This is a genomic window from Corynebacterium sp. LK2590 (genome assembly GCF_040946105.1).
Taxonomy (GTDB): domain Bacteria; phylum Actinomycetota; class Actinomycetes; order Mycobacteriales; family Mycobacteriaceae; genus Corynebacterium.
On sequence record NZ_JAYWMH010000003.1, the window covers coordinates 186,777 to 205,440 of the forward strand.

An 18,664-nucleotide genomic window follows, 5' to 3' on the forward strand; every position below is an offset into this window, starting at 1 on the left:
TTCCTATGGATAGCCAGCATGACGATATAAGCACCGGACAGGCGTCCGCCTCCCGCCAGGCGGACGCCCAACCGGCCAAGGAAAACGCTGAACAGGACGCTAAGAAGGACCAGACCACCACCCTGGTCAGCCAGGACGACCACGGCCTGGGCCGGGAGACCGCGCGCGATACGCCCGGCGACCCGGACAAGAAGGCCCAGGTCCTGCGCGCGGACTTGAAGTCCGCCTCGCTCACCTCGCTGCAGCTCATCGCTGTCATCGCGGGCGTGGCCGTGGTCGGCTACCTCCTGCGCTTTATCTGGGTCGGGCTCCTGCCGGTCATCCTGGCCATCCTGGTCAGCACCGTGCTCTTTCCCATCACGGCCTGGCTGCGCCACCACAAATTCCCGCGCGCTCTCGCCGCGGTGACCACTTTGCTGGCATTCTTGCTCATCTTCGTCGGCATCTTCTCCGCGATGGCCCCGGTGGTCTCCAACCAGGGCGCGACCCTGGTCAGCCAGGCCGAAAGCGGCATCAATGAGCTGGGCCGCCTGGTCGAAGAATCCCCCATCAACGTCGACGGGCAGCAGCTCGAATCCGTCATGGAAGACGCGGTCAACTTCCTCAAGGGCCAGGCCAGCAACATCGCCACCGGCGTGATGACCGGTGTCTCCGCGGCCAGCTCCATCCTGGTGGCCTTTGTCATCATGCTCTTCGTGACGTTCTTCATCATCAAGGACGGCGACAAGTTCCTGCCGTGGCTGCGCAAGTACACCGGCTCCGCCGCCGGCTGGCACATCACGGAGCTGGGCTCCCGCATCTGGGCCACCCTGGCCGGGTTCATCCAGGCGCAGGCCGCCGTGGCCTTCGTGGACGCCGCGCTCATCGGCCTAGGCCTGTGGGCCCTGCAGGTGCCGCTGGCCTTCGTCATCGCCGTGGTAACCTTCTTCGCCAGCTTCATCCCGATCATCGGTGCGGTGACCGCCGGCGCCCTGGCCGTCATCATCGCGCTGGTCTCCAACGGCCTGACCAACGCCCTGCTGGCGCTGGCGCTTATCGTCATCGTGCAGCAGGTCGAGGGCAACCTGCTGCAGCCGCTGCTGCAGTCCAAGGCCATGGGCCTGCACGCCGCCGTCGTCCTGCTGTCGGTGACCATCGGTTCTACCCTCTCCGGCATCATCGGCGCCTTCCTGGCCGTGCCGGTGGCCGCGACCATCACCGTCATGCTGCGCTACTACGCCGAGATGACCGGCCTGCGCTCCGGCGAGATCGCCCCGGACGAGCTGGACATCTCCACCGGCGAGAAGCAAAAGGATAAAGACTCCGACAGCGACGCCCCCACCCCGCGCCAGAAGGTCGCCGAGCTCTTCCAGTCCATGAGTCCACAGCGCTAAGCACCTGGCCGCCCCAGCCCAGCTGCGCGCGCACTAATACCCGGGTCGGTTTAGACCGGCCCGGGCATTGTTGTGTTTTAGGCGGCTAGGCTAGCGCGGCAGCAGGCCCAAGTCGGTGACGGCGGACATCAGCTGGCGGGCGCCGCGGTCCAGCACGCCGGCCCAGGTGCCCACGGAGGACTCGTCGGCCGGGTCGGAGACCTGCTTGAGCAGGGTGCAGGGCACCTCGAAGCGCTGGCAGACCGCGGCCACGGAGTAGCCCTCCATGTCACACAGCGCGGACTCCTGGGCCAGGCGGTTGCGGGTCTGGGTATCAGAGACGAATAGGTCGCCGGTGGCCAGCGAACGCACCGGCAGGCGCCCGGAGGTAGGCAGCTCAATGCGCTCGGGCAAAAGGTACTTGCCGAGGTCGGACAGGACCTCCAGCTTGAAATCATGCTTGGTAACCGCGTCCACCTCGAAGACGCCGGCCAGGCCGTCGTGTAGGGCGCCGGCGGTGCCGATATTGACCACCCGGGAGGGCATCTCGTCACGCAGGCGGGCCTCGGTCAGAACCTCCGTCAGGGAGATTGCGGCCGGCAGCGTCCCAATGCCGGTAATCAGCAGTGCGGCGTCGTCAGGGACGTGCGCCGCTTCAGCGTCGACGGCAGCCACAAACAGCGGTTTATCAGCAATGCATCTCATACTTTCGATCTTACTTGGACGCCAAGTGACTTAGCACGGCGGCTCGGGTTTAGCCCGCATCCGCGCCTCCACAATCACGCCGCGGCCTCAGCCCTGGTGGGCGAATTGCCACAGGGTGGCTGCCTGGTGCGGATCCACGTCGATGTCGAAATGCTGCTGCAGCGCGCCGCGCAGATCCTCTGGGTCGCTCAGCTCTCGGGTCTCCTGCGCGGTTTTCAGCTTGGCATTGAAGATGGACTCGGTGCCCTCGCCGCGGCGCACCACGACGAGGTTCCCGGTAAACATCTCGCCCTCCCGGGTGGCCGCATACCAGCAGGCCATGTCCAGATCCGCCGGCTTAGGGTGCCAGTTGCAGATCCCGTAGACGTCCTTGTAGCCCGTGGGATGTTTCTCGGAGACCTCGGTACGTGACTGCAGGATGTAGTCGACCGCGCGCGGGTCGTCGTCGGCCGCGGGCACTAGGCGGAAGCCGGCGCGTTCCGTGCCGTCGAAGGGAACCGCCACGGTGGGCGTTCCCCCGCCGAAGCCGGGATCGATGAGGTAGCGCTCCCCACCAAAATGCGCGATATTGCCGCAGTGGGTGGCCGCGCCCGGCTCCTGGCTGCCGCTGAGCAGCACCCGGGCCAGGAAGCGGTGGTGGTTTACTCCTAGCTCGTCCAAGGCCTGGTGGATGATTTCCGCGTGCTCGAAGCAGAAGCCGCCGCGGCCCTGATCCAGTAGCTTGCGGCGCACGTCGGCGGGCTTAATACTCACCCCGCGGCCCAAGGCCACGTCCACGTTGTCGAAGGCAATCGTCTTGGTGTGGCGGTCTACGACCTCGTCGAAGAAGGCGACGCCGTGGTCCGCTGCGGCATCGACAAGCGCCGCCGGACCTCCGATCCGATCGCGGTAGTTTTCCAGCATTATTCCTCCTCACTCTGGCCCGTCCGGGCGCTATCCGCGAGCTTAAGCAGGTTTGCGGCGTTGGACCACAGAATCTGTTCCTTTTCCTCCTCGCTGAAGCGGGAGTTACGCACGTAGTCGAAGGCGCGGACGTATTTTTCCTGCTGGAAATACGGGAAATCGGAGCCGCCCATCAGCTGCGAGAGTCCGAAGGTTTCCGCGGCGAGCGCTAGCGAGGGCTCGTGGAAGTTGGCGGCGTCGAAATAGAACTGCCGCAAGGTCGCGTTCGGCGATGCCGGGAACGCGTCCCAGTCCTCGTAGTTGTCCTCAATCCGCTGCGCCAGCATAGGCAGGTCGCCGCCCAGATGCGCAACGTGGAACGTAATCTTCGGGAAGCGGCGGGGGATATCGGCTTTCAGCAGCTCCAACGTGGCGGTGGCGTCCTCGACCGGTGCGCCGTTCACCCACTCCAGGTGCTGATCAAGCAGCCACTTCGAGTTCACGCCGCAGCCGGTCGGGTGGATATTGACCACCGCGCCCTTTTCGTTGAGGAAGTCCCAGACTGGGTCGAGGTGCTTTCCGACAGGTAAGGACGCTGCGCCAGCAGGGTCGGCAGCCCGATGCCGCAGAACTGGCCGGAGCTTTCAATCCACTCCAGTTCCTTTAAGGTCGCGTCGACGTGCGGGAGTGGCAGGGCCGCGTAGTTATAGAAGCGGCCCGGGTACTGGTCCGCGATGTCGATATAGCGCTGATTAATCATGCGCGCGGCATAAGCGGCGTGTTCGGCTTCGGGCAGCGCGGGGCTTTGCGGAGTCACCGCGAGCACCTGGGCCTTGACCCCGGCTTTATCCATCCATTCGATCCGCGCCTGCATGTCCTCGCTACCGGAATCAGCGCCCATGCCCTTGGCGATCTCGGTGCTGCCTTCCGGGGCGCCGTGCGCGCCGAGGTAATCCAGGTAATCGTCCGGGTAGACGTGCGCGTGCGTATCGATGGCGTCGAGAACTCGTTCGTGCTGCATCAACTTCCGTCCTAACTGTCGGTGTTTATTGGCCTATTCCTGCCCACGAGCGCCGCGGGGAGTGCGCGCTGCGGCGGCGAAGGCAACTGCGGCTGCCCCCAAGACTATGCCGATTACTGCGAGCAGGTTGAGGGCGGCTGCGCTCGGGCTGTGTTCTGCCATGAGCGCGGCGGTGACGGCGGAGACCAGCGCGGAGGAAATCGACATGCCGATGGAGCGCATCAGGGCGTTCACGGCGTTAGCCGAGCCGATCTCCGCCGCCCGGACATGATCGACCAGCATCATCGGCAGGCCGGCGTAGCCGATGCCCACGCCGATGGAAATCACGGTCGCCCAGACAAGGATCCACCCGCCGTTGAAGTCAATAACCAGGCGGCAGAGGTAGCCCAGCGCGGTGATGACGGAACCGATGGTGATGACCATCCGCGCCCCCAGCGCCTGCGCGAGCCGGGCGCTGACCGGGGCGACGAGCAACATGGCGGCGGCGGACGGCAGCATCACGAGGCCGGCCGCGGCGGCGCTCCACTCGTGCCCGCCCTCCGTAGTGGGGTTCTGCAGCTCCAGGGTGGTCAGCAGCAGGTTTGTGAACATGAGGATGCCCAGCAGGATCGAGGCGAGGTTGGTCAGCAGCACCGGCCGGTAGGTGGTAGTGCGCAGGTTGACCAGCGGGAACTCCTGGCGGACCTCCCAGCGGATCCAGGCGGCGAAGAACACCACCGCCAGGATGAAAAGGGCGACGGTCGGCAGGCTGGCCCAGCCCCACGCCGCGCCCTGGGAAAGCGCGGTCAAAAAGGCGCTCAGCCCCAGCGCCAGCCACACCGCACCGCCGTAGTCGAATCGGCCGGCCACGCCGCGGGAAGAGGGAACGAAAACCCCCACTGCCACGAAAGAAATGACCGATATGGCGGCGGCGATCCAGAACATGGACTGCCAGCCGAAGGAGTTAAAAAGCACTCCGCCCAGCGGGATGCCCACGCAGCCGCCGATGCCCAGGGTGGCGCTCAAGATGGCCAGGGCGGAGCCAATCTTTTCGCGTGGCAGGCTATAGCGCATCTCGGCCATCGCCACCGGGATGAGCGCCGAGCCGATGCCCTGCAGAGCACGACCAATGATGAGGGTCGCGATGTTGCCGAGCGGCGCGATGATGGAGCCCGCGACAACGGCCGCGATGGTCACCAGCATGACCGTCTTGCGCGAGTACATATCGGCCAGCCGGCCGATGATTGGGGTTGCCACGGCGCCGGCCAGCAGCGTCGCCGTGACCGCCCAGGACACCGCCGTGCCGGAGGTGCCGAGGATGCCCGGCAAGTTCGGGATCGCCGGAACGACGATCGACTGCAGCAGGGTGACCACGAGGCAAGAAAAGCCGGCGACGGCAATCAAGATCCCCGGCACCGCGCTGACCCCCGCCTGCGGCCTTTCCTGGTGCTTTTGTCCTTCCATAAGTCTGCTCCCATCCTTAGTGGCTCGATTGGGTTAAATGATCTGGAAGCGACACTAAGGAACCGGTGCATAAAGACGCTTATTAAGGCATAGTTTGAGCCATTTTTCTTTCATGCAGCATATATCCGTTACTTTTTCACTCGATGCTGCCTAGTTCCGCCACGGGAACCGGACTACGCTGGAAGCTACGGGGATAATCACCCCGAATGGCATCTGTACACACCTACGAGGAGCCGCCGTGCGCATATCCCCGTCCGCCCTGGACGACTTCGATCATCGCCTCTTATCTGCCCTGCGGCGCGCCCCCACCGCTTCTTTCGCGGACTTGGCGGCGCAGCTGGACTCGGCACCGCGGACCGTCGCGCGGCGCTACCACCGGCTCACCTCCAACGGGATTCTCAGGGTGGTGGGCCGAACCGCGGCAGCGTCGCCGGCCTCCATCGCCTGGTTGGCGCGGCTTTATGGCTCTCCCCAAGAATTGGAAAAGCTGGGGTCGCAGCTCGTGGAGCGCAAAAACACCCGGTGGATCCGTATGGCCATCCACCGCGGGGAGCTCATGTGCGGCTTCGCCACGCCCGCCCAGAGCAAGGAACCGCTCCTCGACCAGCTGCGGACCTCGCTACCCTTCGACCAGGTCGAGACTTTCCAGCTGCTGAAGATCTGGGGAATCCCGGTCGCGAACTCCGGCGCCTTCGCCGCCCTCGATGCCACCGATAAACGCATTCTCGCTGCTCTAGCCGTTAACGGTCGCGCCAGCTCCGTGGAGCTCGCCGAGGCCGCCCACGTGGATCAGGCAACCGCCTACCGGCGCCGGAAAAAGCTGGTGGAGTCCGGGATACTCTATTTCGAGGCGGACATCCCCCGCCAGGCCACCACCCATATCGCGGATGCCATGGCCTGGTTCAAAGTCGCCCCCGGGCACATCGCCGCGCTCGGCGATGCCCTCTCCGCCTCGGGCTCCACACAATTCGTAGCCGCCACGACAGGGCGCTTCCAGCTGGTGGCCAACCTCTGGGCCGACTCGCAGACGGAGCTTTTCAGCTTCCTCGACTCCCTGGCCGGGTTCCACATTGTGGACACCGAGCTCGTGCCGATGGGCCCCTCGTTTAAACAGGTGCCCTTCTGACCCGGGGACGCCGGCCGGCTAGCGCAGGCGCCGGCCCACGAAGCCGGCGGCCAGGGTGTTGCCGGTGCTCGGGTCCACCAGCAGGAAGTTGCCCACCGCGCCGCGGGCGGCGTAGTCCTCGACCGGCAGCTCGACCGGGGTCTGGACCACGACGTGCGCGATCTCGTTGAGGGTGGCCGCCTCCGGATCTTCCTGGTCGGCCACGCCGTCTAAATCCAAGATGCGCTCGACCTGGGTGATGCGGGCCTTGACCACGGCGGTGCCGTAGCGCAGCTTGACCATCGGGCCGGGCTTTAGGTCCTTTTCCGTCAGCGCGACGACGGTGGCGGCGAACTCGCGGGTGGCCTCCGGCCGGTCGGTGCCGGCGATGAGGTCGCCGCGGGCCAGGTCCACGTCGTCAGCCAGGCGCAGCACGACCGATTCGCCGGCGCGGGTGGCCTCTACCTCCCCATCGGTGGTGTCGATGTGGGTGACGGTGCTGGTGCGGCCCTCCGGCAGGGTCACCGTGTCGCCGACGGCGATGGAACCCGCCTGCACGCGGCCGGCGTAGCCGCGGTAGTCGCTGGCGTGCTCGCGGATGACGTACTGGATGGGGAAACGGAAGTCCAGATCCTCGGCGCGGCCGCCGGCCACCGGCACGTCCTCGAGCGCCTGCAAGACGGTCGGGCCGGAGTACCAGTCCATCTGGGTGGAGGGCTCGACCACGTTGTCGCCCTTGAGCGCGGAGATCGGCACGACCTGGGTATCGGTCAGGCCCAAGCGTTCGGCCAGGGTGCCGAATTCTTCCTCGATGGCGCGGAAGGTCGCCTCGTCGTAGTCGACCAGGTCGATCTTGTTGACGGCCAGGATGACGTGGCGCACGCCCAGCAGGGCCGCGACGTTGGCGTGCCGGCGGGTTTGCTCGACCACACCGTGGCGGGCATCGATAAGCAGCACCACGACCTGGGAGGTCGACATGCCGGTGACGGTGTTGCGGGTGTACTGCACGTGGCCCGGGGTGTCCGCCAGAATGAAGGTGCGCTTGTCCGTGGCGAAGTAGCGGTAGGCCACGTCGATGGTAATGCCCTGCTCACGCTCGGCGCGCAGGCCGTCGACCAGCAGGGACAGGTCCATGCCGTCGAAGCCACGGTCGGCGCTGCTGCGCTCCATGGACTCCATCTGATCGGCCAGCACGGACTTGGTGTCGTGCAGCAGGCGGCCGACGAAGGTGGACTTGCCGTCGTCGACGGAACCGGCGGTGCACAGGCGCAGCGTCTCGCGCTCTTTGAGCTGATCCACTCCCTGGACCGGGGACGGGCTTTGGGTGGTAGGCATCAGAAATAGCCCTCCTTCTTGCGATCTTCCATGGCGGACTCGGATAGCTTGTCGTCCGCGCGGGTCGCGCCCCGCTCGGACAGGGTGGAAATGGAAATCTCGGCCAGCACCTCGTCCGGGGTGGAGGCGGTGGACTCAACAGCACCGGTGCAGGACATGTCGCCGACGGTGCGGTAGCGCACGGTCTTGGTCACCAGCTCCTCGCCCTCGGCCGGCCCGCCCCACTCGCCCGGGGCCAGCCACATGCCGTTGCGGTTGAACAGCTCGCGCTGGTGGGAGTAGTAGATATCCGGCAGCTGCAAACCGCGGGCGCCGATGTATTCCCAGATATCGGACTCGGTCCAGTTGGAGATGGGGAAAACGCGGATGTTCTCCCCGGCCATCTTGGCGCCGTTGTAGAGGTTCCACAGCTCCGGGCGCTGGCGGCGCGGGTCCCAGCCGCCGAAGGAGTCGCGCACGGAGAAGATGCGTTCCTTGGCGCGGGCGCGCTCCTCGTCGCGGCGCGCCCCGCCCAGCACGGCGTCGTAGCCGCGCTCGGCGATGGTCTCGACCAGCGGGACGGACTGCAGCGGGTTGCGGGTGCCGTCGGGGCGCTCCTGCAGGTCGCCGCGGTCGATCCAGTCCTGGACCTTGGCCACGTGCAGGCGGGCGCCGGATTCCTCGACCAGGCGGTCGCGGAACTCGATGACCTCCGGGAAGTTGTGCCCGGTGTCCACGTGAAGCAGCTCGAAGGGCACGGTGGCCGGGGCGAAGGCCCGGCGCGCCAGCTCGAAGACCACCACGGAGTCCTTGCCGCCGGAAAAGAGCAGCCCGACCTTGTCGAACTGGCCGGCTACCTCGCGCAGGATATGGAGGGATTCGTTTTCTAGATCTTTCAGGTGTGGGGAAAGTGCAGTCATTATTCGTGTAACCCGCATTCTGTCTTGCCGTCAGCGAATACTCGTCCCGAGCGGGCGTCGTCGCCCTCTGCCACGGGGAAGGTCAGGGGCGCGCACCCGATGGAGCGGTACCCCTGCAGGGTAAGGGGGTGGATGATGAGATCGTGGTCTCGGATGTAGGCGTCCGTGTCATCCAGGTCCCAGGTAATCATCGGCGAAATCTTGAGCCGGCCCGTGCGGTCCAGGCTGAGCGCCGGGGCCTCCGCGCGGTGCTCGGAGTCCGCCCGGCGCAGGCCGGTAATCCAGCCCACGTAGTCGTCCATCGCCATGTTCAGCGGCTCCACCTTGCGCATGCGGTTGTAGGAGGCCACGTCCCAGGAGTACATGCGCGGGCCGTAGATTTCGTCCTGCTCCTCCGGGGTCAGCAGGGGCCGGATGCGGCGCAGCGGCAGGTCCGGGTAGCGCTTTTCGACGGCGTCGGCGGTCTCCAGGGTCTCCGGGAAGTGGAAGCCGGTGTCGATGAAGAGCAGATCCCCGTCGAGCCCGGCCTGGTGGGCCAGCTCGGCGAGCACGGTGTTTTCCATGGACATGGTCACCGCCACGCGGCCCGGCGCGTGGTTCACGGTGAAGTCCATGATCTCTTCCGCGCTGGCGTTATACAGCTTGTCCGCCCAGCGCTCCACCAGCTCCTCGTTGGCGGCGGCTACCGCGGGCGACAACGGCGCGGTGTCCCGGGTTCCTTCCGGACTCTGGCTGGCGTCGCGATAATTCTTACCACCACCCAGCAAGTTCACGTTTGTTGTCATTATTTTAAGTGCGCTCCTTTGGGGTCAGTGCACCTTACTCTAGGTAATGCGGGCGGTTCGTGCAGCAGAAATTCCAGCTCCGGACGGCCGTGGGGGCGCTGTACTTGGGGAACGGGCAGAATATAATTGTCCCCATACTGAACCGCTCGGACTATATTTACAGACAGTACGGTCTAGACGAATTGCACTAAGGAGGTCATCATGCCTAGCGCCCTCGGCTCGCGCGTCGCTGTCATCGGCGACGGCCCCGCCGCGCTTTCCGCCACGGAACGACTCATCGGGGCCGGCATGTGTGTCGACCTCATCTCCTCCCGGCCCGCCCCCTTCGGGTTCCTGCGCCACTTCGCCGCCTCGGGCACGGCCACTGACGGCACGCCGCACCTGCGGCTTATCGGCAACGTGCGTGTGGGGGTCGACGGCGACATCACCCACCGCGAGCTGCACGCCCTGAGCAACCACCCCGACCCCGACCTGCTGGTCCTTGAGCTCCACGCCCGCGGCCTGGCGATTACCACCTGGGAGGGCTGCTTCCACCCCGCCGCGACGACCGCGGAACCCACGACGCCCACCGACTGGGACGCCGTCATCAACCGCGCCAGCCTGGCGCCGCTGTGCTTCTAGGATCCCCGGCTTTTAGACTCCCCACCGGCCCGGACCACTTGAGACATTAGCGCTGCACAGGCAGTAAATCCCCGGCGACTTGCACCCACCCAGTCGGGTGTCCCGCCTTAGGCTACTATTGCCTGCGTGGAACTTATCCGAATTATTATGAGCCGCTCGAAGCCCTACGTGGGCTTCGTCATCGCGGTGCTCGTGCTGCAGTCGGCCTCGACTGCGGCGACGCTCTATCTGCCCTCGCTGAACGCCAGCATCATCGATGAGGGCGTCTCCCGCGGCGACGTGCCCTTTATCTGGCGCACCGGCTCCATCATGCTGGGTGTGGCCTTAGTCCAGGTGCTCACCGCCGTCGCCGCGGTCTGGTTCGGCTCCCGCACCGCCATGGGGCTGGGCCGGGACCTGCGCCGGGAGGTCTTTGCGAAGGTCACCAGATTTTCCTCCGAGGACCTGCACCACTTCGGCACGCCGACGCTGATCACCCGGGCGACCAACGACGTGCAGCAGGTGCAGATGGTCTACCTGATGGCGCTCAACTTCATCATCACCGCGCCGATCATGTCCGTCGGCGGCGTCATCATGGCCATCCGCGAGGACGCCGGGCTGTCCTGGCTGGTCTGGGTCTCGGTGGGCGTGCTGCTGGTGGTCATCGGACTCCTGATCGCCAAGCTGGTGCCGCTGTTTGGCCGCATGCAGCTGCAGCTGGACGCGCTGAACGGCACGGTCCGCGAACAGATCGCCGGCATTCGCGTGGTGCGCGCCTTCGTGCGCGAGCGCTTCGAGACCGAGCGCTTTACCGAGGACAACCGCCGGCTGACCCAGCTGTCGCTGCGCATCGGCCAGCTCTTCGTGCTGATGTTTCCCATCATCACGGTCATCCTCAACGTCGCCACCGGTGCGGTGTTGTGGTTCGGCGGCCACCGCGTCGAGGCCGGCGACGTCGCCGTCGGCTCCCTGACCGCGTTCCTGCAGTACCTGCTGCAGATCCTCGCCGCGGTCATGATGGGCTCGTTCATGGCCGTGATGTTCCCCCGCGCGATGGTCTGCGCCCGGCGCATCACCCAGGTGCTGGCCCACTCGCCCAGCATCGACGAGCCGGCCACCCCGCAGGACCCGCCGGCCGCGGGTTCCGGCTGCACCGTCGAGATGCGCAACGTGAGCTTTAGCTACGCCGGCGCCGAGGAGCCCGTGCTCAGCGACATCAGCTTCACCGCGCACCCCGGCCGCACGACCGCGATCATCGGCTCGACCGGCGCGGGCAAGACCACGCTGCTCTCGCTCATCCCGCGGCTCTACCTGCCGGCTTCCGGACAAGTGCTCATCGACGGCGCGGACGCCGCGCTGATGTCGCAGGCCGCCCTGGTCGAGCGCGTCAGCATGGTCCCGCAGAAGCCCTACCTGTTCAGCGGCACTGTGGCCAGCAACCTGCGGATGGGCGACCCGGAAGCTAGCGATGCCGACCTGTGGGACGCCCTGCGCATCGCCCAGGCCGACTTCGTCGACGACCTCGACATGCCGATCGCCCAGGGCGGCACGAACGTCTCCGGCGGCCAGCGCCAGCGCCTGTGCATCGCCCGCATGCTGGTCGCCCGCCCCAAGGTCTATCTCTTCGATGATTCCTTCTCGGCCCTGGACGTGCTCACCGATGCCCGCGTGCGCGAGGCCATGCAGGAACGCACGCGGGAGGCGACCACCATCATCGTCGCCCAGCGCGTGGCCTCCATCCAGGACGCGGACCAGATCCTCGTGCTCGAGGCCGGGCGGATCGTCGCCCGCGGCACCCACGAAGAATTGCTCACCACCTCCCCGACGTACCAAGAAATCGTCGAATCCCAAGAGACTGCGAGGGCCTAAACCATGGCTGATACTCCTTCCACCTCCCAGCCCACCGATTCCCAGCCCACCGACGCGGAGCTGGCGGCCCTCGAGTCCCAGGTCTCCGGCGACGACTGGTCCGGGGCCGCGCCCCGCCAGGCCAAGCACTTCTGGCCCTCGGCCACGCGGCTGGTCGGTCTGCTCGCGCCGTACAAGTGGCAGCTCGCCTTCGTGGGGCTTTTGACCGTCGGCTGCGTCTTCCTCACTGTCTACGCGCCCCGGGTGCTCGGGCGCGCGATGGACGTCATCTTCTCCGGCGTCGTCTCGCGCCAGCTGCCCGCCGGCCTCAGCACCGAGCAGGCCGTCGAGGGCCTGCGCCAGACCGGTCACGACCGGATGGCCGACATGGCGGCCGCGATGGATCTGGTGCCTGGCAGCGGGATCGACTTCACCAAGCTCGGCCAGCTCATCCTCATCGTCATCGGCATGTACGTCGTCTCCTCCGCCTTCCAGCTCTGGCAGGGTCTGGTGCTCAACCGCCTGGTGATGGACACAGTCTTCAAGCTGCGCCAGGACGTCGAGGCCAAGATCCACGCACTTCCGCTGAGCTACTTCGACACCACCCAGCGTGGCGACCTCCTCTCGCGCACCACCAACGACCTGGACAACGTCCAGCAGGCCCTGCAGCAGGCGCTGTCCCAGCTGTTCTACAACCTCCTGCTCGTGGCAGGTATTACCGTCATGATGTTCACGGTCTCCTGGCAGCTCGCGCTCGTCGCGCTACTGGCCATCCCGCTGACCGGCGTCATCATGGCGGTCATCGGCACCCGCTCGCAGCGCCAGTTCGTTTCCCAGTGGCGCTCGACCGGCCAGCTCAACGGGCAGGTCGAGGAGTCCTTCACCGGCCAGGAGCTGTCCCTGATTTTTGGGCGCACCCAGGCCATGCGGGAGGAATTCGATAACCGCAATACCGCGCTCTACGAGGCCAGCGCCTCCGCGCAGTTCCTGTCCGGGATGATGATGCCCATCATGCAGTTCGTCTCCTACCTGTCGTACGTGGCCATCGCCGTCCTCGGCGGCCTGCGCGTGGCCCACGGGCAGATGACGCTGGGTGATGGCACCGCGTTCATCCAGTACTCCCGCGAGTTCAACCAACCGCTGGGCCAGCTCGGCGGCATGATGCAGCAGATCCAGTCCGGCGTCGCCTCGGCCGAGCGCGTCTTCGAGTTCTTGGACGCCGACGAGCAATCCCCGGAGCCGGCGCCGGCCGAGGGGCGCTCGCCGCAGCGCGCCCGCGGCTTGGTCGAGTTCCGCGACGTCAGCTTCTCCTACGACGAGGACACCCCGCTCATCGAGGGCCTCAACCTGCGCGTCGAGCCCGGCCAGACGGCCGCCATCGTCGGCCCCACCGGGGCGGGCAAGACCACGCTGGTCAACCTCATCATGCGCTTTTACGACATCGACTCCGGGCGGATTCTCCTCGACGGCACGGACACCGCCGAGCTCTCCCGCGGGCAGCTGCGCAGCCAGGTCGGCATGGTGCTCCAGGACGCGGTCCTGTTCAAGGGGACCATCGCGGACAATATCCGCTACGGGCGCCTGGACGCCACCGACGAGGAGGTCATCGAGGCGGCCCAGGCCACCTTCGTGGACCGCTTCGTGCACTCGCTGCCGGATGGCTACGACACCGTCATCGACCAGGACGGCGGCTCGGTCTCGGCCGGCGAGCGCCAGCTCATCACCAGCGCCCGCGCCTTCCTGGCCCAGCCCGCGCTGCTCATCCTGGACGAGGCGACATCCTCGGTCGATACCCGCACCGAGATGCTGGTCCAGGACGCCATGAACGCCCTGCGCGCCAACCGCACCTCGTTCATCATCGCGCACCGGCTCTCTACTATCCGGGACGCGGACGTCATCATCGTGATGGACAACGGGCGCATCGTCGAGCAAGGCAGCCACTTCGAGCTGCTCGCCCGGCGCGGCGCCTACTGGCGGATGAATATGAAATCTTGATTCCACGCCCTACCCTTTAGGCTAGGTTAGGTACTTCCCCCTTGACTTATCCGCAGCCAATGAAGGAGCCCGCCCATGCTTGCCGGCTGGATCGCCGTTGTCCTCTCGTTGCCCGTCTGGGCGTATTTCGGCTACCGCGCCTGGGGCATGTTTACCTTCATCCGCTCCGGCGGGCCCACCCAGCTCAACCGCTTCGACCAGCCGCTGCGCCGCCTGGGCCGCGTGCTGGTGGAGGTCTTCGGGCACGCCCACTTCAAGGGGCGCCCGCTAGTCAACGCCGCGCACTGGCTGGTCATGATCGGCTTCCTCTTCGGCATCCTGGTCTGGTTTGAGGCCTATATCCAGGCCTTCAACCCGGCCGGCGGCTGGCCGCTGTTGAGCGACTGGCCGGTCTACCACTTCCTCGAAGAGGTCCTGGCGCTCGGCACCGTCTTGGGCATCGGCTTCCTCGTCGCCGTCCGCCTGAAGTTGGGCCATACTGAGCGGGGCAGCCGCTTCTATAATTCGCAGACCACCAGCGCCTACCTGGTCGAGGCCATCGTCTTTTCCGAGGGACTCGGCATGCTGCTGGTCAAGGCCTCCAAGCGCGCTACCTACGGCGGTGGGAGCTGGGCTACCGACTTTGTCAGCCTCCCGCTTTCGCAGTTGCTGCCGGCCTCCCCGGGCCTTATCCAGGCCTTCGCGCTGTTCAAGCTGCTGACCGGCCTGGCGTTTATCGTGTTCATCTCCCGCCAGTTCACCTGGGGCGTGATGTGGCACCGCTTCCTGGCGTTTTTCAACATCTTCTTCCAGCGCAACCCGGATGGGGAGAAGGCCCTGGGCAAGCTGCCGACCCCGGATCTGGAAGAAGACCTCACCCCGGGCAGCTGGAAGCTGCTGCTGGACACCGGCACCTGCACCGAGTGCGGGCGCTGCCAGGACCTGTGCCCGGCCTGGAATACCGACAAGCCCCTGTCGCCGAAGAAGCTGGTCATGGACCTCGGCTCGGCCGCGGTGGATAACTACAACCCGCACGCGGGCGTGGACGTGCTGTCCATGGCCGGGGTCATCGATGACGATGTCCTGTGGTCGTGCACCAACTGCGGCGCCTGCGTGGACCAGTGCCCGGTCGACATTGAGCACCTCGACCACGTCGCGGATCTGCGCCGCTTCAAGGTGTTGGCCGAGTCCGATTTCCCCTCGGAGCTGACCGGCCTGTTCAAGAACCTGGAGACTAAAGGCAACCCGTGGGGCCGCAACAATTCTGAGCGCCGCACCTGGGTGGACCAGGCCCGCGCCGACGGCATTGAGGTCCCCATCATCGGTGAGGACGAGACCGATTTCGCGGACCTGGAGTACCTGTTCTGGGTCGGCTGCGCCGGCGCCTACGACGACGCCGCCAAGGTCACCACCCGCGCCGTCGTCGATCTGCTGCACACCGCCGGCGTGAAATTCGGCGTGCTCGCCACCGGGGAGACCTGCACGGGTGATCCCGCCCGCCGCGCCGGCAACGAGTTCCTGTTCCAGATGCTGGCCCAGGAAAACGTCGCCACCCTCAACGAGACCTTCGAGGGCGTGCCCGCCGGGCAGCGCAAGATCATCACCACCTGCCCGCACTGCTTCAACACCCTGCGCAACGAGTACCCGGACTTCGACGGCCACTTCGACGTCTTCCACCACACGCAGCTGCTCAACCGCCTGGTGCGCGACGGGCTGCTCAAGCCGGTGCCCCGCACGGCGGAAAACCGCAAGCCCATCACCTACCACGACCCCTGCTTCCTGGGCCGCCACAACAAGGTCTACGACCCGCCCCGGGAGCTCCTGGAGGCCACCGGCGTCAAGGTCAACGAGATGGACGCCAACCGCGACTCCGCCTTCTGCTGCGGCGCCGGCGGCGCCCGCATGTTCATGGAAGAAAAGCTCGGCACCCGCGTCAACGAGTTCCGCACCGAGCAAGCACTGTCCACCGGCGCCGAGGAAATCGCCACCGGCTGCCCCTTCTGCAACGTCATGCTCACCGGCGGCGTCAAGACCCTCAACGAGGGCAAGACCCCCGTCACCGACGTCGCCCAGATGCTGCGCAGCTCCATCGCTACCGATGCCGACGGCACCCTGCCGCCAGCCCGCCCCAAGGCCTTCCTGGGCGAGCCCATCCGCCTGACCCGCAAGACCGACCAGCCCACCGAAAACACGACCGACACCGCCCCCGCCAAGCCGGCAGAACCAGCAACCCCCGCTGCACCTCAGGCTCCGGCACAGCCGGCAGCCCCAGCGGCGCCTGCTTCCCAGGCCCCGGCAGCACCTAGCGCGCCCGCGGCACCCAGTGCCCCCACTGCCCCGAGCGCTCCAACCGCGCCGGCCGCACCAGCCGCTGCTCCAAGCGCTCCAACCGCACCTTCTGCACCCAAGGCACCGGCTGCCCCAAGCACTCCTTCCGCGCCGGCTGCGCCTTCTGTACCCAAGGCACCTGCTGCCCCGGCATCGCCTGCGGCTTCTGCTCCAGGAGCACCTAGCGCTCCCGCTGCACCAAGTGCGCCGAGCGCTCCTGCCGCCCCGGCAAGCCCCGCGTCTCCGGCTCCCGCAGCTCCCCAGGCACCTTCCGCGCCGGCCGCACCCAGCGCGCCCACTGCCCCTGCGGCACCTGCTTCGTCAGCCCCGGAAGCACCGAGCTCACGCACTGTGCCTTCGGCACCCAAGGCACCAGCAGCGCCTGCAGCACCGGTCGCACCTTCTGCCCCGGCTGCACCAAATGCACCAAATGCGCCTGCAGCCCCGGCCGCTCCTAGTGCTCCCGCAGCACCCCAGGCACCTGCCGCGCCTAGTGCCCCGAGCGCGCCCTCCGCTCCCGCAGCCCCGGCAGCACCTGCACCATCGGCCCCGACCGCGCCGCAGGCCCCAAGTGCACCAGCCGCGCCAAGCGCTCCTGCCGCCCCGGCAGCACCGAAGGCTCCTTCTGCACCCGCTGCTCCCCAGGCACCTGCCGCACCTTCCGCGCCGGCAGCGCCGAGCGCACCCAAGGCGCCCAGTGCTCCTAGCGCACCCGCAGCGCCCGCTGCTCCTTCGGCCCCGGCTGCTCCCCAACCGCCGGCTGCTGGCTCGGCATCGGATGCTGACTCGGACGCTGAGGCAGACGCCGACCAGGACGACTAAGGCGGGCGTCGGCTGCGGCGGCATCGTTAGTGAGCTGCGTGACGCTGCTTGAGTTCTGGGAAAAAGGCCTGTTCCGGCTAAGGTATAGCAGGTGTTCAATAGCGACTCCGGCGCCGCCCTGATTCTGGCGGCGAGTGACGAAGGAATTACGAATTCGCTGGTCTCCTTCGCGTGGATTATGGCCGCTGCGCTGGCCGCACCCCTGGTTTCCTTCATGACTGTGCGGCGGCTGCCGGCCGTGCCGTTGCTGCTGATTTTCGGCATGATTATCGGCCCGTCGGTGCTGGATCTGGCGCACGAGGACCCCGGCATCGAGATGCTCAGCGAGATTGGCGTCGGTGCACTGTTCTTGCTGGCCGGCTTCGAAATCAACATCGCCTCGCTGAAGTCCAAGGAAGCCCGCACGGCGGCCTCCACCTGGGCGCTGTGCCTGGCGGCGAGTCTGCTGGGTGCGTGGGCGATCTTCCGCTTCGATAACCTGCCGCTGGCCATCGTCATCGCCATTGCGGTGACCTCAACGGCGCTGGGCACCATCACGCCTATGCTCAAGCAGAACGGCATGATGGGCACCCAGGTGGGGCGCTCAGTTATGATCCACGGCGCCATCGGTGAGGTCGGCCCCATCCTGGCGATGGCGCTGCTGCTGTCCACGCGTTCTACCTGGCAGACCGGGCTAATCCTGCTGGGCTTTTTCGCCATCGCGGTGGCCCTGGCGATGGTGCCAGGCCTGGTCGCCAAGGCCATGCCGCTGGTGCGCAACGCCTTTCTGCAGGGCGCCGGTTCGACGAACCAGACCATCCTGCGGCTCATCATGCTGGTGCTCGCCGTGCTGATGGCGGTGGCCGCGGTCTTCGAGCTCGACATCGTGCTGGGCGCGTTCGCCGCGGGCATGATTTTCCACCAGATCATCCCCAACGAGTTCCACCAGCGCCTCGAGCACCGCCTGGACGTGCTGTGTTATTCCATGCTCATCCCCGTCTTCTTCGTGGTCTCCGGCATGTCGATCGACTGGAACGTCATCACCAGCCGCCCACTGCTCGTAGTAAGCATCCCGCTGCTCATCCTCATCACCCGCGGCCTGCCAGTCTTCCTGCGCGAGAACCTCCACCACACCGGCTCCGAAATCGAGACTGTCCGCGAGCGCCTCCAAGTCGCCTTCTACGCGGCCACCGGCCTGCCGATCATCGTGGCGGTGACCTCCATCGCGGTCAGCTCCGGGATCATGGACAACGAGCAATCCTCGCTCTTTATCGCCGGCGGCGCGCTGACCGTGCTCATCTTCCCCATCCTGGCCAGCCTGTGCCAGGAAAAGGACCCGGTCACCGGCAAGCGTTCCACCTACCGTGCGCGCGTCGTGGAACAGACCCCGGCGCATGATTCCGAACCGACCTCCCTGGCCGAGCTGCGCGACCGCGACAACGCCGAACACGAGAACCTCAAGCGCCACGAGGCCAGCCACAACGGACAGGGGTCCGAGGCGGATAGGTCTGAGTCCTCTGGAGCTGAGGCTACTGGGGATGGTGTCGCACAGGATGGCGACGGCGGCGGCAAGAACGGATAGACTT

The 18,664-nt window shown here is 66.6% G+C and carries 15 protein-coding genes; 7 read left to right on the top strand and 8 right to left on the bottom strand.

All coding sequences use genetic code 11. From position 1 onward, the window contains the following. Positions 1 to 5 precede the first annotated feature (5 nt). A complete protein-coding gene (locus tag VVR85_RS05580; protein WP_368519957.1) occupies positions 6 to 1,373 on the top strand; it encodes an AI-2E family transporter in 1,368 nt (455 codons plus the stop codon). Positions 1,374 to 1,463: 90 nt separating this feature from the next. On the opposite strand, the gene VVR85_RS05585 is transcribed toward VVR85_RS05580, so the two are convergent. From VVR85_RS05585 to VVR85_RS05600, 5 genes are all read right to left on the bottom strand, one after another. Then, positions 1,464 to 2,057, bottom strand: coding sequence for a nucleosidase (locus VVR85_RS05585; RefSeq protein WP_368519958.1), 594 nt, complete (start codon positions 2,055 to 2,057; stop codon positions 1,464 to 1,466). Between the two features lie 87 nt (positions 2,058 to 2,144). After that, positions 2,145 to 2,960: an arylamine N-acetyltransferase gene (locus VVR85_RS05590; protein ID WP_368519959.1), complete on the bottom strand. Its 816-nt coding sequence runs from the start codon at positions 2,958 to 2,960 to the stop codon at positions 2,145 to 2,147. Then, the gene (locus tag VVR85_RS11185) at positions 2,960 to 3,472 is read right to left on the bottom strand and encodes an amidohydrolase family protein (RefSeq protein WP_409338182.1); all 513 of its coding nucleotides are present in this window, start codon (positions 3,470 to 3,472) and stop codon (positions 2,960 to 2,962) included. Before VVR85_RS11185 ends, VVR85_RS05590 begins: the two co-directional genes overlap by 1 nt. Then, the gene (locus VVR85_RS11190) at positions 3,439 to 3,960 is read right to left on the bottom strand and encodes an amidohydrolase family protein (protein WP_409338183.1); all 522 of its coding nucleotides are present in this window, start codon (positions 3,958 to 3,960) and stop codon (positions 3,439 to 3,441) included. The genes VVR85_RS11185 and VVR85_RS11190 overlap by 34 nt, the downstream gene beginning before the upstream one ends. Positions 3,961 to 3,993: 33 nt before the next feature. Continuing rightward, a complete protein-coding gene (locus VVR85_RS05600; RefSeq protein ID WP_368519960.1) occupies positions 3,994 to 5,403 on the bottom strand; it encodes an MFS transporter in 1,410 nt (469 codons plus the stop codon). Between the two features lie 238 nt (positions 5,404 to 5,641). Here VVR85_RS05600 and VVR85_RS05605 point away from each other — a divergent pair, with 238 nt between their 5' ends. Then, positions 5,642 to 6,529 carry an Lrp/AsnC family transcriptional regulator gene (locus VVR85_RS05605; RefSeq protein ID WP_368519961.1) on the top strand — a complete coding sequence of 296 codons (888 nt, stop codon included), beginning with the start codon at positions 5,642 to 5,644 and terminating at the stop codon, positions 6,527 to 6,529. An 18-nt stretch (positions 6,530 to 6,547) separates the two neighbouring features. Here the strand turns inward: VVR85_RS05605 and VVR85_RS05610 are convergent, their stop codons facing one another. From VVR85_RS05610 to VVR85_RS05620, 3 genes are read right to left on the bottom strand one after another with little or no spacing between them, the layout of a single operon-like run. Beyond that, positions 6,548 to 7,843: a sulfate adenylyltransferase subunit 1 gene (locus VVR85_RS05610; protein WP_368519962.1), complete on the bottom strand. Its 1,296-nt coding sequence runs from the start codon at positions 7,841 to 7,843 to the stop codon at positions 6,548 to 6,550. Continuing rightward, positions 7,843 to 8,742: a sulfate adenylyltransferase subunit CysD gene (gene cysD / locus VVR85_RS05615; RefSeq protein WP_368519963.1), complete on the bottom strand. Its 900-nt coding sequence runs from the start codon at positions 8,740 to 8,742 to the stop codon at positions 7,843 to 7,845. Before cysD ends, VVR85_RS05610 begins: the two co-directional genes overlap by 1 nt. Then, a complete protein-coding gene (locus VVR85_RS05620) occupies positions 8,742 to 9,527 on the bottom strand; it encodes a phosphoadenylyl-sulfate reductase (protein WP_368519964.1) in 786 nt (261 codons plus the stop codon). Before VVR85_RS05620 ends, cysD begins: the two co-directional genes overlap by 1 nt. A gap of 201 nt (positions 9,528 to 9,728) precedes the next feature. On the opposite strand from VVR85_RS05620, the gene VVR85_RS05625 reads away from it, so the two are divergent. The 5 genes from VVR85_RS05625 to VVR85_RS05645 all read left to right on the top strand — a co-directional run bounded on the left by VVR85_RS05625 (position 9,729) and on the right by VVR85_RS05645 (position 18,660). Further along, positions 9,729 to 10,148 carry a methylenetetrahydrofolate--tRNA-(uracil-5-)-methyltransferase gene (locus VVR85_RS05625; RefSeq protein WP_368519965.1) on the top strand — a complete coding sequence of 140 codons (420 nt, stop codon included), beginning with the start codon at positions 9,729 to 9,731 and terminating at the stop codon, positions 10,146 to 10,148. Positions 10,149 to 10,274: 126 nt separating this feature from the next. Next, a complete protein-coding gene (locus VVR85_RS05630) occupies positions 10,275 to 11,996 on the top strand; it encodes an ABC transporter ATP-binding protein (RefSeq protein WP_368519966.1) in 1,722 nt (573 codons plus the stop codon). A 3-nt stretch (positions 11,997 to 11,999) separates the two neighbouring features. Beyond that, positions 12,000 to 13,970, top strand: coding sequence for an ABC transporter ATP-binding protein (locus tag VVR85_RS05635; protein ID WP_368519967.1), 1,971 nt, complete (start codon positions 12,000 to 12,002; stop codon positions 13,968 to 13,970). Between the two features lie 75 nt (positions 13,971 to 14,045). Next, the gene (locus VVR85_RS05640; RefSeq protein WP_368519968.1) at positions 14,046 to 17,099 is read left to right on the top strand and encodes a (Fe-S)-binding protein; all 3,054 of its coding nucleotides are present in this window, start codon (positions 14,046 to 14,048) and stop codon (positions 17,097 to 17,099) included. A 91-nt stretch (positions 17,100 to 17,190) separates the two neighbouring features. Further along, on the top strand, positions 17,191 to 18,660 hold the full coding sequence (locus VVR85_RS05645) for a cation:proton antiporter (RefSeq protein ID WP_368519969.1): 1,470 nt from the start codon (positions 17,191 to 17,193) through the stop codon (positions 18,658 to 18,660). Positions 18,661 to 18,664 lie beyond the last annotated feature (4 nt).